The 15794-nt window shown below is 64.4% G+C and carries 17 protein-coding genes and 1 riboswitch; of the genes, 10 read left to right on the top strand and 7 right to left on the bottom strand.

Features of this window, described 5'->3' with window-relative positions; translation table 11 throughout:
- Nucleotides 1-2 precede the first annotated feature (2 nt).
- Nucleotides 3-2006, bottom strand: a complete 2004-nt coding sequence (locus tag QM741_RS01690) for a tetratricopeptide repeat protein (protein ID WP_415206019.1) — start codon at nt 2004-2006, stop codon at nt 3-5.
- Between the two features lie 116 nt (nt 2007-2122).
- Complete coding sequence (locus QM741_RS01685; RefSeq protein ID WP_415206018.1) at nt 2123-2551, bottom strand: pilin; 429 nt, start codon at nt 2549-2551, stop codon at nt 2123-2125.
- A 557-nt stretch (nt 2552-3108) separates the two neighbouring features.
- On the opposite strand from QM741_RS01685, the gene QM741_RS01680 reads away from it, so the two are divergent.
- Together QM741_RS01680 and QM741_RS01675 are read left to right on the top strand one after the other, a co-directional pair.
- On the top strand, nt 3109-3411 hold the full coding sequence (locus QM741_RS01680; protein ID WP_415206017.1) for a TA system antitoxin ParD family protein: 303 nt from the start codon (nt 3109-3111) through the stop codon (nt 3409-3411).
- Nucleotides 3408-4235, top strand: coding sequence for a hypothetical protein (locus QM741_RS01675; protein WP_415206016.1), 828 nt, complete (start codon nt 3408-3410; stop codon nt 4233-4235). The genes QM741_RS01680 and QM741_RS01675 overlap by 4 nt, the downstream gene beginning before the upstream one ends.
- A 96-nt stretch (nt 4236-4331) precedes the next feature.
- Here the strand turns inward: QM741_RS01675 and QM741_RS01670 are convergent, their stop codons facing one another.
- Entirely contained in the window at nt 4332-4589 is a 258-nt protein-coding gene (locus QM741_RS01670; protein ID WP_415206015.1) for a type II toxin-antitoxin system RelB/DinJ family antitoxin, read from the bottom strand.
- Nucleotides 4590-5075: 486 nt separating this feature from the next.
- On the opposite strand from QM741_RS01670, the gene QM741_RS01665 reads away from it, so the two are divergent.
- Together QM741_RS01665 and QM741_RS01660 are read left to right on the top strand one after the other, a co-directional pair.
- Nucleotides 5076-5240, top strand: coding sequence for a BrnT family toxin (locus QM741_RS01665; RefSeq protein WP_415206014.1), 165 nt, complete (start codon nt 5076-5078; stop codon nt 5238-5240).
- Complete coding sequence (locus QM741_RS01660) at nt 5230-5514, top strand: hypothetical protein (protein WP_415206013.1); 285 nt, start codon at nt 5230-5232, stop codon at nt 5512-5514. The genes QM741_RS01665 and QM741_RS01660 overlap by 11 nt, the downstream gene beginning before the upstream one ends.
- Before the next feature lie 118 nt (nt 5515-5632).
- Here the strand turns inward: QM741_RS01660 and QM741_RS01655 are convergent, their stop codons facing one another.
- Complete coding sequence (locus tag QM741_RS01655; protein ID WP_415206012.1) at nt 5633-6214, bottom strand: nucleoside deaminase; 582 nt, start codon at nt 6212-6214, stop codon at nt 5633-5635.
- A 56-nt stretch (nt 6215-6270) separates the two neighbouring features.
- Entirely contained in the window at nt 6271-7998 is a 1728-nt protein-coding gene (locus QM741_RS01650; RefSeq protein WP_415206011.1) for a glutamine--tRNA ligase/YqeY domain fusion protein, read from the bottom strand.
- A gap of 123 nt (nt 7999-8121) precedes the next feature.
- Between QM741_RS01650 and QM741_RS01645 the strand changes: the two genes are divergently transcribed.
- The 5 genes from QM741_RS01645 (at nt 8122) to metB (ending at nt 12297) form a co-directional block, all read left to right on the top strand.
- The gene (locus QM741_RS01645; RefSeq protein ID WP_415206010.1) at nt 8122-8388 is read left to right on the top strand and encodes a DUF2007 domain-containing protein; all 267 of its coding nucleotides are present in this window, start codon (nt 8122-8124) and stop codon (nt 8386-8388) included.
- 246 nt (nt 8389-8634) lie between these two features.
- On the top strand, nt 8635-8757 hold the full coding sequence (locus QM741_RS01640; RefSeq protein ID WP_415206009.1) for a hypothetical protein: 123 nt from the start codon (nt 8635-8637) through the stop codon (nt 8755-8757).
- Nucleotides 8754-9653 (top strand): DMT family transporter, encoded by a 900-nt coding sequence (locus tag QM741_RS01635; protein WP_415206008.1) that lies wholly within the window; start codon nt 8754-8756, stop codon nt 9651-9653. Before QM741_RS01640 ends, QM741_RS01635 begins: the two co-directional genes overlap by 4 nt.
- A gap of 202 nt (nt 9654-9855) precedes the next feature.
- Nucleotides 9856-10001: riboswitch (SAM riboswitch) on the top strand.
- Nucleotides 10002-10061: 60 nt separating this feature from the next.
- Nucleotides 10062-11072 (top strand): alpha/beta fold hydrolase, encoded by a 1011-nt coding sequence (locus QM741_RS01630; protein ID WP_415206007.1) that lies wholly within the window; start codon nt 10062-10064, stop codon nt 11070-11072.
- Nucleotides 11073-11088: 16 nt separating this feature from the next.
- Nucleotides 11089-12297: a cystathionine gamma-synthase gene (metB, locus tag QM741_RS01625; protein ID WP_415206006.1), complete on the top strand. Its 1209-nt coding sequence runs from the start codon at nt 11089-11091 to the stop codon at nt 12295-12297.
- A 13-nt stretch (nt 12298-12310) separates the two neighbouring features.
- Here the strand turns inward: metB and QM741_RS01620 are convergent, their stop codons facing one another.
- On the bottom strand, nt 12311-13111 hold the full coding sequence (locus QM741_RS01620; protein WP_415206005.1) for an inositol monophosphatase family protein: 801 nt from the start codon (nt 13109-13111) through the stop codon (nt 12311-12313).
- A 233-nt stretch (nt 13112-13344) separates the two neighbouring features.
- Between QM741_RS01620 and QM741_RS01615 the strand changes: the two genes are divergently transcribed.
- Nucleotides 13345-14112 (top strand): RNA methyltransferase, encoded by a 768-nt coding sequence (locus QM741_RS01615; RefSeq protein WP_415206004.1) that lies wholly within the window; start codon nt 13345-13347, stop codon nt 14110-14112.
- Nucleotides 14113-14309: 197 nt separating this feature from the next.
- On the opposite strand, the gene QM741_RS01610 is transcribed toward QM741_RS01615, so the two are convergent.
- The gene (locus tag QM741_RS01610; RefSeq protein ID WP_415206003.1) at nt 14310-15680 is read right to left on the bottom strand and encodes a hemolysin family protein; all 1371 of its coding nucleotides are present in this window, start codon (nt 15678-15680) and stop codon (nt 14310-14312) included.
- Between the last annotated feature and the right edge of the window lie 114 nt (nt 15681-15794).

Genomic DNA, 15794 nt, shown 5'->3' with positions numbered 1-15794 from the left:
TTTCAGGAGTTTGGCCGGCTGATCAAGTCTGGTTTGGGAGAGTTGCTCTCATGTTCGTCTTTCTCCAGCGCAGCCCGGAGATGAGCGAATTCCTTGTCCCAATATCCGTCGTGAATCAGCAACCACGCATGCACATCCTGCATATTGCGGATTGGCCGGGGCGTTTCTCGCGGAATCAGCTGCCTGTAGTGGTCGAGATGCTCGATGCCTGCTTGTGGCAGTCCATTGGATCCAAGTGTCGCTGCCTGCCGCAAAGCAATATCCGGATTGGGGTCGCGCTCAAGGGCTTCGTCGAATTTTCTCCGCGCAAGTGCCGCGTCGTTCTTGAGTAAGGCAATTCGTCCATAGAGATCTAGGAGATTTTGTTGATAAGACTTGTCATCTCTCGCCTGCGCATTCTCGTTTGCCGCATCGATCAGCCGCTGGAGCGTATCGGCATCCAGCCCTCTGCAACGACCGCTATGCACCAGCGCCATCGCATCATTGACCCACTTGAACGTCAGTGGGCCCGGGCTCGTCCCATCACGCAAAGCGGTCTCCGCGAGAGAAAGATCGTTTTTGTCAACCGAACCCTGTGCGCAGCGCACGCCGATCAGATTGATTGCAAGTTGAACTTCCGAAGGCTGACTGGCCAAGGCCTTGCGCAAGCGGGCTTCCGCTTCCGCATATCGGCCCATTGAGCGTTCCATGCTCGCAGCAAGAGCTTGCGCTCGTGCAGACGTCGGATTTTTCTCGGCCCAGACCAAGGCCTGCGACGCGGAGTCGCCCCACAGTTTGGCTGCGAAGAACGTTTCCGTAGCGAGCAACGTCATCGCGCCGAATGCGAGGAATGGTTTGGTGCGGGCGTAGGTTTCGGTATTCGTCATCCAGATGGCCAACGGCCAAAACAGCAGCATTGCCGGTACGTAGTTTCGATGCTCGAAATACAATTCGAGCGGTATGGTTGTCGATTCCATGCAGTGTCCGGCGAAATAGAACAGGATCGCCAGCGCGAAGTAGCGATTACGCTTGCGGCGCATGATTGCGGCGGCGATCAGCGCGGCCACGACCAGCAGCGCGGGAATAGTGCTCCACGGATGGAGCCAATCGCGCGATACCACGAGACTGTCGTTGAACAACCCGATCGAATAGGGGCGAGGGGAAATCAGGAGTTGCAGGTACTCGACCAACACCCTCGGCTCGGTAAGCAGGCGTTGCCGCAGCGTCCAGGAACGGTGCGGCATGGGAGTGCCGAGCAGGATGCCATGGATGCCCCAATAGATGAGATACGTGAGTATGGCGATGACGGCGGGATACACCGCGATGGCGAGGCACCGTGCCAGCGTGCGGGATGCGTGTGGTGAAGTCGGCGTGCCGCGTAAGTAAAACCACTCGACGACAAGCACGTACACGGGAAGAAGGATTCCATTCGCCTTTGCCAGCAGCCCGAGGATGTTGCATAGGCCGATGCCGCCGATGATCCAGAAAGTGCCGCTACGTGGGCGATGGGCCAGTTGTCGCCGCCCATGAACATAGCAAAGCAAACCGAGCAAGACGAAGGTGCCGCTCAGCATGGTTTCGCGCTGCACGATGTACAGAGTAGTGGACGCCCAGAGCGGATGCAGCAGCCACAAACCGGTGCCGAGCAATGCGGCCATGGCCGTCTGTTTCCGTGACAATGCGCCAGCTGCCCCGAGCTGCAGCAGGAGACCGCACAACAGCACGCCGTTGAGCAGGTGCATGAGCACATTGGTGCGCTTGAACGGAGCCGGGTCTGCCGGCCAATTTCTGGCATCGACAAGAAAGGTCAGCATCGATAGCGGCCGGCCGGTCGGGTCGGCGAATCCCGAAGTGATATAGCGCAGGAATGCAGTCCAATTATCCACGCTACCATAGTCGCCCAGTGGCGGCAGGCTGCCGAAATCATCGAACACGAAACCGCCGCGCAGGCCCGGGGCGTAGACGATCCAGCCGATTGCCAGAAGCGTGACGATGCCGCATACCAGCAGGGACGATCTACTAAGCATGTCGATAGGGTGGTGGGGGAGGAGACGACGGCCGACCGGCAGCCATTATCGGATGATGACCCCGGCAAAGAAAAAGGCCACCCGAAGGTGGCCTTTCCCATGCAAACGCTTTGTGCTTAATTGCGGCAGCTGGTCGGCAAATACTTTTCGGGGGTGGTCGCTTTTTTGCACGTCCACTTGACCGAGCCGGTGGTCGTATAGGCCGACAACTGAATGGTGTCGGTCGCAACCGCGGCATTGACCTTGTTGCCCAAAGTCACAGTGATCAAGCCAGCAACGTTATCGACGCTGGTGACATAATTGCCCTGAATGCTGGCAGCGGTAGCGAGACCCGCTGAACCGTTGTTGGCGGGCCAAGTGCCGTTGTTCGCTTCGAACTCGGCAACCGAGGTCTTCGCGCCGTCCGCGAGAACGAGGCCTTCGGAGACCTGTGAGCGGATCAGGTAATCCTGGTACGCCGGAAGCGCGATGGCGGCCAGGATGGCGATGATCGCGATGACGATCATCAACTCGATCAGGGTAAAGCCTTTCTGCATGGTTTTCATGGAATGTTCCTTGGGTTTGGGTCGAGAAGTCCGCATTCGATCGTACTCGGCTCGGCCGTTGGTCCTTGGCCCCCGGCCAAGAGCGATCGAATGCGCAGGATTTGTTCAGCAAGCGTCGTGCCAAGCGATGCCGTGAGGCTTGGATTGTTTGGAATAACAGGCAGTTGGCGGTTTTTTGCCGTTGCGCGTCGCGAATCGCACACCGCGTCGGCGAAAGCCTGCGTCGCCGCGCGGGGTGACGTATTGCGTCACAAACCGCCGCTGCGGGGCAGGTGGGGTGCGTGACTCCGTCGCCCGGTCCTCGCTGATCGTGTTGCGGGAGGCCGCATCCAACGCCGGAAACGCGCTGATTTCGTGAAGCCGCGTCGCTCAGGCGCCGGATGAGGGAAGAGCCTTGCACGGATGCGGGCCGATCCAATCTGCAAGGTCTTTCCCTCATCCGCCCTTCGGGCACCTTCTCCCGGTGGGAGAAGGGAAGCATGGTCGGGGTTCGCTGCGCTCACCGCCAACCTGTGTGCTGTCTTGCGCAATGTGGCACATTGCCACATACTCGCCGCATGGCTAAGAATGTCCGCATCTCCGATGAGCTTTATGCTCTGGCCCAATGGGAGTCCATGCTGCAAGACCGCAGCATTGCCCAGCAGTTGGAGCATTGGGCCAAGCTCGGCATTGCGGCGGCAGAGGGCGTGGAGGCGAACACCGGCCGCGTCAGCGAGGTGGAGGCCGCGGTGGCCATGACCCGCAAGCTGGATGCGCTCGATGTCTTGAGCGGCAAGCGAAGTCCCGATTATTTTTATTTCATTCCTCGGTGGATGGCGCAGCAGAGCAAGCGGGTTTTCCCGCTCAAGTATCGGTCGTGAGCCGGAAGAACGAAGCCTACATGCCGCCGGAGCTGGTTCAACGCGTGTTGGATCATGCACCGCCCGACGTGATGCTGATCGGCGGCCAGGCCTTGGCGTATTGGATGCAGGTCTATGATGTCGGCATGCCGGCGGACAGTGGCGCACCGGCCATTTCCCGCGACGTGGATCTTTTCACGCCCAACGCTGCCAACAGTGGCCCGCTCAGGCAATTCGCACGTGCTCTGCGAGGCCGTGCAGAAATTTCACATGCCCGATCCTTGTCTGCCCTCATCGGAAGCGCGGTGGCTCCCGCAGAGGACGGACGCGTCTACAACGTGGACCTGCTGCATAGCGTCGTCGGATTGCAGCGTGATCGCCTCGAAGCCAACGCAGTTGTCGTGTCCTTGCCCGGCACCGGCAAGGTGCTCCGGGTGATGCATCCGCTCGATGTGCTGCAGAGCCGAAATGCCAATCTGCATACGCTGATCGAGAAGCAGGACGAAACCGGTCGACTCCAACTGCGTCTCGCGATCGAGGTGGCGAGGGCGTATCTGGAAGAACAGATCGAAGCGATCGCGCAGGGCAATGAGGGCTCCGAACCAGTGCGTCGACGCGCCATTCTCGATCTGATCGGTACCGTAAGCGACATGTCGGCGAAAGATGCGGCCAGGAAAAATGCCGAGCGCTATGGCATCCACTTGGCCGATGCGATTCCCGCGTGGCGAATCGAGTCCGACACGTTCTGGAAAAAGCAGTGGCCCCGCTTGCGCGAACGCATGTCGCCTGAATATGCGGACCGATGCGAGCAGCGGGCGCGTCGAAATTCCGCGCCAAGGTCGTAGTTGCGGTTGCCTCGGTCGCTATAGCAAAGGTTGGGGAGCCTCTGAAAATGTCGTCATCCCGCGATGAACTGCGCGGAGCGAACTGACGTCAGCACGTTAGATGTCCAGATCCTTGAACAGGGCGTCGGCTTTCTTGAACCTCTTGCCTTTGCCGCCTTCGAGTTCCGCCATTGCCTTGCGCGTGGTGCGGTTTGGCACCTCGACGGCGAATGGCAAGCGGCCTTCTTCGGCTACACGCAAGAACGTCAGTCGGATCAGGTCCGACGCACTCAAACCCATACGCGCCAGGGCATCCATGGCACGATCTTTCATCTCCGCCGGGATGCGCGCGCGGACAACGGAATCGGCTCTCATGATGGTGGTTCCTTGGGGTTCATCGTGGCCTTATTTTGGCCACAAGAGGTCACGGAGAAATCTGCTTCGATGTGAAGTTCAGCATAGTTTTCCCTTCTCCCACCGGGAGAAGGTGGCGCGAAGCGCCGGATGAGGGAAGAGCCTTGCACGGATACGGGCCGATCCAACCTGCAAGGTCTTTCCCTCATCCGCCCTTCGGGCACCTTCTCCCGGCGGGAGAAGGGAAGCATGGTTGGGGTTCGCTGCGCTCACCGCCAAGCCGTCATGCGGTCGACAAGCGCGCCGCGGTTCAGCGAGTGAAGGTTGTCAGGATGTATTGACAATATAAATACGATTGCGTACCCTGTCCTAGATGGATATTCATTACGAACTCAACGGTGTCGCGTTCGTCTGGAACGACGAAAAAGCCCGGTTGAACGTGGTGAATCACGAGGGCATCGCCTTCGAGCAGGCGGCAGCGGTGTTCTTCGTCCGTTCTTCCGGCTGGTGGACGCCAGTCGCGACGACGAGGCCCGCGATGCCGTGATCGGCTACGATGCGGCGGCCGGTCGCCTGCTGTTCGTCGTCCACGTCGTTTTCGAAGACGAAACCATCCGCCTCATTTCGGCCCGCAAGGCCACTGCACAGGAGCGCCGCGATCATGATTCCTGACAAGCTGAAAACCCGGTTGAACAAAGACCGCGAGATGACCGTCATCACCGTGCGCATGCCGGTGGACGTGGTGGATTCGCTCAAGGCCATTGCGCCGCTCAAGGGTATGAGCGGATACCAGGCATTGCTCAAGATGTACGTGGGCGAAGGTCTGCGTCGCGATGAAGCCGCCCATGTGTTCGGCCCTGCCGCACGCCTGGCCGAAGCCCTGCGCAAGCGCGGCGTGCCTGTTGAATTGATCGAGGCGGCGGCGCAAGAAGCGGCGGCGGCATAGTGGAGATGCGAATCGTAGCCTTGAAGACGACGCGGTTCGATGTGCAGCCAGCAGGGCGCAACAAGCGCAACGCACATTACGCCGCAAGCCGTCGCGCGGTCGACAAGCGCGACGCGGTTCAGTAGCTCGCGCCGCCCGCCTTGCGATAGCGCACGAACACCTCGCGCGAGGAATCGCGCAGGATGTCGCGCTTGACGCGCACGCCGCGCTTTTCCAGTTCGCCGATCCAGTCGGCGGGCAGCGGGCCTTCGTCGAATTCGGAGAGTTCCTCGACGTCTTCGGAGCGCGCGCCGATCAGCAGTTCGTCGATGCCGGCCCAGATCGTCGCGCCGTAGCATTGGCAGCACGGCTGCGCGCTGGTGGCGAGCGCGAATCGTTCGCGCGTTCCATCGGGCGCGGCTTCGTTGAGGCGGAAGCGGCCGAGCTTCGATTGCGCGAGCATGTAGGCCATCATTTCGGCATGCGCGACCGAGCAGTGGTGCGGCACGACGCGATTGACGCCGGCCGAGACGAGCCGGCCTTCGTGCGTGAACACGGCGGCGCCGAACGGGCCGCCGCTGTTCTCCTCGACGTTGCGGTTGGCGAGTCGGACGGCCAGTGCAACGCGCTCTTCGTCGCTCGGGTAGAGTTTGGCCGAATCGACTTCGCGGAATACCCATTCGGGCAGCGAGAGATTGACGAGCGAGGGAAGTGCATTCATGGGGCGATCGGACTTTCGTGAGGAGATCCTTCTCCCCGCGGGAGAAGGGAAGAACATTACTTCGCCGCTTTCGCGAACGAATCGCGCAGCGTGACGATGCGGTTGAACACGGGCCGGCCCGCTGTGTGGTCGCGGCTGTCGGCGACGAAATAGCCCAGGCGCTCGAACTGGAATGCGGTGCCCGCCGGCGCGGCGGCGGCCGGCTCGACGAAGCCGCGCACGACGCGGCGCGAGTTCGGGTTGAGGCAGTCGCGAAAGGTCTTGCCGGCGCTGTCGTCGTTGGGATCGGCGACGGTGAACAGGCGCTCGTACAGGCGCACTTCGGCCTCGATGGCATCGCGCGCGCCGACCCAGTGGATGGTGCCCTTGACCTTGCGTTCGGCGCCTTCGCGCCCCGGCCGCGAGGCGAGGTCGAGCGTGCAGTGTACTTCGCTCACTTTTCCACTCGTATCCTTTTTCGTCTCGATGCACTCGACGATGCCGACGCCGCGCAGGCGCACCTCGCCGCCCGGCACGAGGCGATGGAAGCCCTTGACCGGTTCTTCGAGGAAATCCTCGCGCTCGATCCACAGTTCGCGCGCGAACGGCACGGCGCGCGTGCCGAAGACCTCGTTCTTCGGATGATTGGGGAACGTCAGCGTTTCGGCGTGGTCGCCGGGCAGGTTGGCGATGACGAGCTTGAGCGGGTCGATCACGGCAAGGCGCCGCGGCGCGCTCGCGTCGAGTTCCTCGCGCACGCAGGCTTCGAGTACGGAATATTCGATCGTCGAGACCTGCTTGGAAATGCCGGCGCGTTCCCAGAAATTGCGGATCGCCGCGGCCGGGTAGCCGCGCCGGCGCACGCCCGCGAGCGTGGGCATGCGCGGGTCGTCCCAGCCGTCGACGAGGCCGTCCTCGACGAGCGCGGCGAGCTTGCGCTTGCTCGTCACCGTGTAGTCGAGGTTGCCGCGCGCGAACTCGATCTGCTGCGGCGTGCTGACCGGCATGTGCAGGCCGGCGTCGACGAGCGGCTGCACGAGTTCGGGATGGTTGGGCAGGTCGATCTGCGCGAGGCACCAGTCGTAGAGCGGGCGATGGTCCTCGAATTCGAGCGTGCACAGCGAATGGGTGATGCCTTCGACCGCGTCGGAAATGCAGTGCGCGTAGTCGTACATCGGATAGATGGGCCAGGCGTCGCCGGTGTTCTGGTGCGCGGTCTTGCGGATGCGGTACAGCGCCGGGTCGCGCAGGTTGATGTTGCCCGAGGCCATGTCGATCTTGGCGCGCAGCGTCTTGGCGCCGTCGGGAAACTCGCCCGCGCGCATGCGCTGGAACAGGTCGAGGTTCTCTTCGACGCTGCGCTCGCGGTACGGCGAGTTGCGCCCGGCTTCCGTCAGCGTGCCGCGGTATTCGCGCACTTCGTCGGCCGACAGGTCGCAGACGAACGCCTTGCCGTCGCGGATCAGCTTCAGCGCGCAGAGATAGAAGACTTCGAAGTAGTCCGAGGCGTGGCGCAGCGCGTCCCAGTCGAAGCCGAGCCAGCGCACGTCGGCCTTGATCGCTTCGACGAATTCCGGGTCTTCGCGGGTCGGATTGGTGTCGTCCAGGCGCAGGTGGCAGACGCCGCCGTAGTCGCGCGCGACGCCGAAATTCAGGCAGATCGACTTGGCGTGGCCGAGGTGCAGGTAACCGTTCGGTTCGGGCGGAAAACGCGTGACGACGCGGCCGCCGTGCTTGCCGCTTTCCCGGTCGCCGGTGACGATCTGGCGGATGAAATTGTTCGGAATCGGGGGATTGCTGCTCATTTATATACCGGCTGGATGCGGCTCTGCGGCCGTTTCTCGGGCAGGGTTCTGGAGTATACCGATCCGGCGCCGGAATTCGACAGGCTTTGCCCGCGCCGGGCGAATGCGCTAGCGTGCCCTCGTATGCAGATCGTCTACCGGGCCGAAAACATCATCGACGCGAATCTCGTCGGGAACGCGCTGGCGGATGCGGGCATCGGCGCCTTTGTCAGCGGTCATTACCTGACCGGCGCGGCAGGCGAATTGCCGGTATCTGGCTTGGTCAATGTCATGGTGACGGAATCCGAGTGGCGGCGGGCGCGGGCGATCGCCGAGCGCATCGACGTCGAGCTGGCCGAGCGGCGCGCCGCACCCGAATTCGACGGCGACTGGGCCGCCGACGCGGTGTGAAAGCGGTACTTTGAGTTTTGCCGTCATTCCCGCATGCTTCCAAGGAGCCTTTGCTTAATCTGCTCTTGACGTCATTCCCGCGAAAGCGGAAATCCATCTTGATCTTGGAGCCTTGAAAGCAAAGCAAAAATGGATTCCCGCTTTCGCGGGAATGACGGCTTTTTCAGAGGTTTCCTGGAAGCGTGCGGGAATGACGAGCAAGAGCGATCCGTGCGGCCGAGTTGTTTTTCATCACCATAGATATCCATGAACGCCAAACCGACACTCGTCTGGGTCGATGCGCTGCTCGCATTGCCCGCCCTGCGCGAATGGCCGGCCGAGGCGGCCACGGAAGAACTCGCGCCGGAACACGAGCAAGACACGCCGTGAGCGCCGCCGCCATGGCGGGGGCTGCGGCTTATCGCACCGCTTTCCTGAAAATGCTTGCGGGCGCCGCGCTGATCTCGACCACGAGCATCTTCGTCCGCTACGCGCACGTCGCGCCGACCGTGTCGGCGTTCTATCGCCTCGCCTTCGGCGGCGCGATGCTGGCCGCATTGCTGATCGTCCGCGGCGAGTGGCGTGCCTGGAATTGGCGCGACGCCGCGTGGCTCGTCGTGCCGGCGCTGGCCTTCGCCGTCGATTTGACCATCTGGCACCGGAGCATCCATTACGTGGGGCCGGGGCTGGCGACGTTGATCGCCAATTTCCAGGTGTTCGTGATGGCGCTGGCCGGCGTCGTGCTCCATCGCGAGAAGCTGGGCTGGCGCTTCGCGTCCGGCCTCGCACTCTCGATCTTCGGCCTGTGGCTGATCGTCGGGCGCGGCTGGGCGGCGCTGAGCGACGATTATCGCCTCGGCGTCCTGTTCGGCGTGCTTTCCGGCATCGCCTATGCGGTGTACATGCTCACCCAGCGGCGCGCGCAACTGCGCCGGCCCGCGTTGACGCCGCAACGCGCGCTGTGCGGCGTCACGTTGATTTGCGCGGCGATGCTCGCGGTTTCGGTCGTCGTCGAAGGCCAGAGCTTCGCGATTCCCGACGTCCAGTCCTGGGCCGCGCTGCTTGCGCTCGCGTTCGTCGGCCAGGTGCTGGGCTGGGTGCTGATTTCGCAGGCGATGCCGGCGCTGCCCGCGTCGCTGGTCGGCCTGTTGCTGCTGTTGCAGCCGGCGCTGTCGTTCGTGCTCGACGTGATTCTGTTCGCGCGGCCCACCGCGGCGGCGGACTGGATCGGCCTTGTGCTTTCGCTGCTCGGCATTTTTGTCGCCAGTCAACGGAGTCGCGGGTAGGTGCGGTCGCTACCGCTCGTCATTCCCGCGAAGGCGGGAATCCAGCGACTTGTTCTTTAATTGGCATCGACGACACGAAGCGAAAGACACTGGATTCCCGCCAGAAGCACGCGGGAATGACAGAAAAAAACTTGCGGCTATTTAGCCGTCTATACGCCTAAACGTCTTGACATCCAAATTTTCCCCCCTTAACATATGCCCGTACTCATCGAGACCGGCTGAGGGACAGGCCCAGCGACGCCGGGGCAACCGTTGCGGAATCCGATCGAATCGGGCTTCGCGATTGGTGCCAAATCCTGCGAGGTCCGCGGAAGCTTCGATCCGCGGTGGACCCCGTAAAGATGAGGCGAGCGCAAGGTTTCCGCTGCATTCGTCTCGTTGGGGCTGTAGATGAAAGACGAGACCGAAATGAGCGCCGAACCGAAACTCCACTTCGCCCCCGAGGCCGCGGCGCCGGCCGTGCAGTGGCTCGAAGGCGAACTCGCGCTACCACACTCCTTCACGCTCGAATCGGGCGCGACGCTGGACGATGCCAGGCTCGCATGGACTTGCGTCGGCCCGGCCGAGGCGCCGGTCGTCGTCGTGCTCGGCGGCATTTCCGCGCATCGCCGTCCGGTTGCGCGCGACGGCCGCGGCTGGTGGGAATCGCAATGCGGCGCCGGCAAGGCGCTCGACACGAACCGCTATCGCCTCGTCGGCATCGACTGGCTGGGCGGTTGCGATGCCTCAACCGGTCCGCGTTCCAGCGGAACCGAAGCATTTCCCGAGGTTTCCACGGGCGACCAGGCCCGCGCGCTGCTCCTGCTGCTCAACCGCCTCGGCGTGCGCCGCGTGCATCTCGTCGTCGGCGCGTCCTACGGCGGCAACGTCGCGCAGCATCTCGCCGCGCTGCTCGGCGAGCGCCTGCGCCATCTCGTCCTGCTGAGCGCGGCGCACAAGGCCGCGCAGTTCGGCCTCGCGCTGCGTCACGTGCAGCGCGCGATCCTCGATCTCGGCAGCGATTCGGCCGAAGCGCTCGCGCTGGCCCGCTCGCTCGCCGTGCTCGGCTACCGCACGGCCGAAGGCGTCGAGCGGCGCTTCGGCGGCGAGTCGCCGGTGGATGCGCACGACGACGGCGTGATCGGCTGGGTCGAACATCACGGCCGCAAGTTCGTGCGCCGCTTCGACGCCGACGCCTACCGCTGCCTGGGCCGCTCGCTCGACAGGCACGAGATCGATCCCGCCGCGGTGCGCGTGCCGACCACGCTGTTCGCCGTGCGCGAAGACCTGACCGTGCCGCTGTCGCTGTCGCGCGAATACGTCGCGCATGCCGGTGCGCCGTGCGAACTCGTCGAAATTTCCTCGGACTTCGGCCACGATGCCTTCCTCAAGGAAGAGGCGGTCGTGAGCGCGTTGTTCGAACGCTGTCTGCAAGCCTGAAGTCCGGAGAAGTACCGTGAGTCACGCCGCCGAGAACAACGCCCGCCACGCCGCCACGATCGCCGCCCGCGCCGGCGTCGACCGGGACGCCGCGCACGGCGCCGTGATGCCGCCGTTGTATCTGTCGACGAACTACAGCTTCGAGGGCTTCGGCAAGAAGCGCGCCTACGACTATTCGCGCTCGGGCAATCCGACGCGCGACGTGCTCGCCGGCGCGCTCGCCGAACTCGAAGGCGGTGCGGGCGCGGTCGTCACCGCGACCGGCATGGCCGCGGTGACGCTGGTCACCTCGCAGCTCGGGCCCGACGACCTCATCGTCGTGCCGCACGACTGCTACGGCGGCAGCTACCGCCTGTTCGTCAACCAGGCGAAGCGCGGGCTGTATCGTTGCGCAGTCGTCGATTTCAACGATACCGTCGCGCTCGCGACCGCGCTCGCCTGCCGGCCGAAGATCGTCTGGATCGAGACGCCGAGCAATCCGCTGCTGCGCATCGTCGACGTCGCCGCCGTGTCGCGCCTCGCCCATGCGGTCGGCGCGCTCGTCGTGGTCGACAACACGTTCCTGTCGCCGGCGCTGCAGCAGCCGATCGCGCTCGGCGCCGATATCGTCGTGCATTCGACGACCAAGTACCTCAACGGCCACTCCGACGTCGTCGGCGGCGCGGTGGTGTGGAAGGACGCGGCGGTCGGCGAACAGCTCGCCTGGTGGTGCAACTGCCTCGGCGTGTCGGGCGGCGCGTTCGACAGCTATCTCACGCTGCGCGGCCTGCGCACGCTGCAGCCGCGCCTGCGCGCGCACCAGGAGAACGCCGCCGCGATCGTCGAATTGCTCGATGGCCACGTGGCCGTGGAAAAAGTATACTTTCCTGGCCTGGTCAGCCATCCGCAGCATGCGCTCGCCGCGCGCCAGCAGAAGGGATTCGGCGCGATGGTCAGCTTCGATCTCGCGGGCGGCGTGCCTGCGGTCGAGGCGTTCGTCAACGGCCTGCAAAGCTTCACGCTGGCCGAGTCGCTCGGCGGCGTCGAGAGCCTGGTCGCGCATCCGGCGTCGATGACGCACGCGGCGATGGATGTCGAGGCGCGCCGCGTCGCCGGCCTCGGCGACGGCCTGCTGCGCCTGTCGGTCGGCATCGAAGCGATCGAGGATCTGAGCGCGGACATCGCCGGTGCGCTGGAGCGCGCCGCGTCCGTGGTGGATACGCGCGCGGTCGCCAACGCGCGTTGATCGCTTCGCGTCGTTACAGCAGTGTCGGCGGCGAATGCGCCGAGATCACCTTCGCCATCGCCGCGGCGACGAAGTGGTTGCCGGCGATGAGGTTGCCGTTCTCCGGCATGCCCCCCTTGCCGGCGAAGTCGCTGCACTGGCCGCCCGCTTCGCGCACGAGCAGCACGCCGGCGGCCATGTCCCAGGGATTCAGGCCGATCTCGAAGAAACCGTCCAGGCGTCCGGCCGCGACGTAGGCGAGGTCGAGCGCGGCCGAGCCGGTGCGGCGGATGTCCTCGGCTTCCGCGAGCAGGGCGCGCGTCATTTCGAGCTGCGCGTCTAGGTGGCGGCGCTGGCGGTACGGGAAGCCGGTGCAGAGCAGCGCGCCGGCGAGGCTTTCGCGCTTGGTCACGCGGATGCGGCGGTCGTTGAGGAACGCGCCGTCGCCCTTGCTTGCGGTGAACATCTCGTCGCGCAGCGGATCGTAGACGACGCCGTAGACGAGGTCGCCGTGGTCGCGGAAGCCGATCGACACGCAGAAATGCGGGAAGCCGCGCAGGTAGTTGTGCGTGCCGTCGAGCGGATCGATGATCCAGACCTTGTCCTTGCCCTTGCCGGTGGCGCCGGATTCCTCGCCGAGGAAGCCGTGGTCGGGATAGGCGCGGCGCAGTTCCTTGATGATCTCGGCTTCGGCCAGCTTGTCCACTTCGCTGACGTAGTCGTGGCGCGATTTTTCCTCGACGGCGAGTCCCTCGACGCGATTGAGATGGCGCAGGATGACATTGCCGGCGGCGCGTGCGGCCTTGACCGCGACATTGACGGCGGGGCGGGGCATGGTGGAACTCCGGGTATGGCTGGTAAAGAGCATTCCGCCGTGCGGCGGGCGCGCAGGGTAGCACGAGAGCCGGGAATCGGGAATTCGGCTGCTTCCCTTCTCCCACCGGAGAAGGGGGCGCGGCAGCGCCGGATGAGCGAAGAGCGTTGCAGGGATGCAATGTCTTTCGGGCTGGCGAGGCTTTTCCCTCATCCGCCCTTCGGGCACCTTCTCCCGGCGGGAGAAGGGAAGCTATGCTTTCCCGATTCCCGATTCCCGATTCCCGATTCCCGATGCAGCCGATCCGCTTCGTCCTCGTCCGCACCTCGCATCCCGGCAACATCGGCGCCGCGGCGCGCGCGATCCGCACGATGGGCTTTACGCGGCTCGTGCTGGTCGCGCCGCACAAGTATCCGCATGCCGAGGCCACGGCGATGGCCGCGGGTGCGGACGACGTGCTCGAGAACATCGTCGTCGTGCCGACGCTGGCCGACGCGATCGCCGATTGCCGTTTCGTGCTCGGCTGCACGGCGCGGCGGCGCGGCGTGTCGTTGCCCGAGATTGCGCCGCGCGAGGCAGCGGCGCGCGTGCGCGAGGTACCGGGCGAGGTCGCCGTCGTGTTCGGCAACGAGCGTACGGGCCTGGAGAACGACGAGCTGATGCGTTGTCAGGTCGCCGTGCACATTCCGGCCGATCCGACTTATTCTTCGCTCAATCTCGCCCAGGCGGTGCAGGTGCTCGCCTACGAACTGCGCCTTGCGCAACTCGAAGCGCAGCCGCCGGACGACGCGGGGCCGAAGTCCGATCCGCCGGCCACGGCCGAGCAGATGGAGTATTTCTTCGGCCATCTGTTCCAGACGCTGGGCGACATCGATTTCCACAAGGGCCGTTCGCCGGTGACGATCGAGAAGCGCCTGCGGCGTCTTTTCGCGCACGCGAATCTGGACCAGCGCGAGGTGCGCATCCTGCGCGGCATCTTCGACGACGCGCAGCGGATGGCGAGGATGGCGAAAGGCCGGTGAGAGCGGGAAATCGGGAATCGGGAAAGCATAGCTTCCCTTCTCCCGCCGGGAGAAGGTGGCGCGAAGCGCCGGATGAGGGAAGAGCCTCACAACTCCTTGCGCCCCTTCCGCGAGTCGAAACGCTTTTCCCTCATCCGCCCTTCGGGCACCTTCTCCCGGTGGGAGAAGGAAAGCTGGCTGGTTCCCGATTCCCGGCCTCAACCCGTTTCGTCTTTGGACGCCGCCGATTCCCCGAGCCTGCTCACCAGGATCTTGTCGATCCGCGCGCCATCGAGGTCGACGACCTCGAAGCGGTAGCCGTTCCAGTCGAAATGTTCGGCGCATTGCGGGATGCGGCCGAACCGGGCGATGACCATGCCGGCGGCGGTGCGGTAGTCGTCGTCCTCCTCGTGCGGAAAGGCGGCGATGCCGGTCAGCTCGCGCAGATCGTCGATGGCGAGCGCGCCGTCGATCAGCCAACTGCCGTCGTCGCGGGTGACGATGGGGGCGTCGTCGCTGGCATGCGCCTCGTCCGCGGGCAGCGCCGCCTTGCCGACGACCGCGCCGAGCAGGTCGTTGAGCGTGACCAGGCCTTCGATGTCGCCGTATTCGTCGACGATGAACGCCATCGGCGTGGCCGCGTCGCGCAGTTCCTCCAGCAGGTCGAGGGCGCGCGCGGTGCCGGGCACGTAGACCGGCTTGGCCAGCGTGCGGAACAAGGCCTGCCCCGGGTTGGATGCGGTGCCGGGTTTGGGCGCGTCGGCGGCGGATTTTTCCAGAATCTCGATCAGGCTCTTGACTTCGAGGATGCCGAGCACGTCCTTGTCGCTGCCGCGCATGACCGGGTAGCGCGAGTGCGAGGATTCGCGCATCGTCGCGAGGTTTTCGGCGAGCGGCGCGGTCACGTCGAGCCAGGCGATGCGCGGACGCGGCGTCATCAGCGAATCGACGCTGCGGTCGCCGAGGCGCAGCACGCGGTTGACCATGTTGTGTTCGTCCGAGTCGATCACGCCCTGTTCGGCGCCTTCGGAGACGAGCAGGCGGATCTCTTCCTCGCTCACGCGTTCGCCGCTGGCCTGGTCGAGCCGGAACAGGCGCAGCAGCCGACGCGTGATCCAGATCAGGACGAAGCTGAAAGGCATCGCGATCCAGGTCAGCACCCGCATGGGAATGGCGACGGCGGTGGCGAATTTCTCCGGCGCGACGAGGGCGAGCCGTTTCGGAATCAGCTCGCCGAGAAGCATGTTGGCGAAGGTGATGCCCGAGACGCTGAGCGCGACGCCGACCGGCAGCGCGTACTCGGCGACGGCCGGCAGGTTCAGCGAATCGAGCCAGTGCGCGATCTGCTCGCCGATGCTCGCGCCGAGCGCGGTGCCCGTGCCGATGCTGAGCAGAGTGATGAACACCTGCACGGTGGAAAGAAACCGTTCGGGCTGTTGCGCCAGGTCGAGCGCGATGCGCGCGCGGGCGCTGGTCTGTGCGAGCTGCTTGAGGCGCAGCTTGCGCGAGGTCATCAGCGCCATTTCGCTCAGGGCGAAGAAACCGTTGAGCACGGCGAGAAAAACGACCAGGACGATTTCGGCGATCATTCCGCGACGGATGGAGAGTCGAGCGGCAGTGTAGCAGGCTTGCGGCAACCGCTATGTCCGCAACAAGTAATGTCCGGAAAATCAAAAAATTAACTTGCGGGTCGTTGGGCTGGG

The sequence above is a fragment of the Rudaea sp. genome (assembly GCF_047601565.1).
Classification (GTDB): domain Bacteria; phylum Pseudomonadota; class Gammaproteobacteria; order Xanthomonadales; family Rhodanobacteraceae; genus Rudaea.
The sequence above is the reverse complement of the archived record's forward strand: the minus strand, read 5'-3'. Positions and strand labels throughout refer to the sequence as shown.

Coding starts and splice junctions, on each gene's coding strand:
- QM741_RS01690 (WP_415206019.1), bottom strand. CDS start 2,006: ATGCTTAGTAGATCGTCCCTGCTGGTATGCGGCATCGTCACGCTTCTG.
- QM741_RS01685 (WP_415206018.1), bottom strand. CDS start 2,551: ATGAAAACCATGCAGAAAGGCTTTACCCTGATCGAGTTGATGATCGTC.
- QM741_RS01680 (WP_415206017.1), top strand. CDS start 3,109: ATGGCTAAGAATGTCCGCATCTCCGATGAGCTTTATGCTCTGGCCCAA.
- QM741_RS01670 (WP_415206015.1), bottom strand. CDS start 4,589: ATGAGAGCCGATTCCGTTGTCCGCGCGCGCATCCCGGCGGAGATGAAA.
- QM741_RS01660 (WP_415206013.1), top strand. CDS start 5,230: ATGATTCCTGACAAGCTGAAAACCCGGTTGAACAAAGACCGCGAGATG.
- QM741_RS01655 (WP_415206012.1), bottom strand. CDS start 6,214: ATGAATGCACTTCCCTCGCTCGTCAATCTCTCGCTGCCCGAATGGGTA.
- QM741_RS01650 (WP_415206011.1), bottom strand. CDS start 7,998: ATGAGCAGCAATCCCCCGATTCCGAACAATTTCATCCGCCAGATCGTC.
- QM741_RS01645 (WP_415206010.1), top strand. CDS start 8,122: ATGCAGATCGTCTACCGGGCCGAAAACATCATCGACGCGAATCTCGTC.
- QM741_RS01640 (WP_415206009.1), top strand. CDS start 8,635: ATGAACGCCAAACCGACACTCGTCTGGGTCGATGCGCTGCTCGCATTG.
- QM741_RS01630 (WP_415206007.1), top strand. CDS start 10,062: ATGAGCGCCGAACCGAAACTCCACTTCGCCCCCGAGGCCGCGGCGCCG.
- QM741_RS01620 (WP_415206005.1), bottom strand. CDS start 13,111: ATGCCCCGCCCCGCCGTCAATGTCGCGGTCAAGGCCGCACGCGCCGCC.
- QM741_RS01615 (WP_415206004.1), top strand. CDS start 13,345: ATGCTTTCCCGATTCCCGATTCCCGATTCCCGATTCCCGATGCAGCCG.
- QM741_RS01610 (WP_415206003.1), bottom strand. CDS start 15,680: ATGATCGCCGAAATCGTCCTGGTCGTTTTTCTCGCCGTGCTCAACGGT.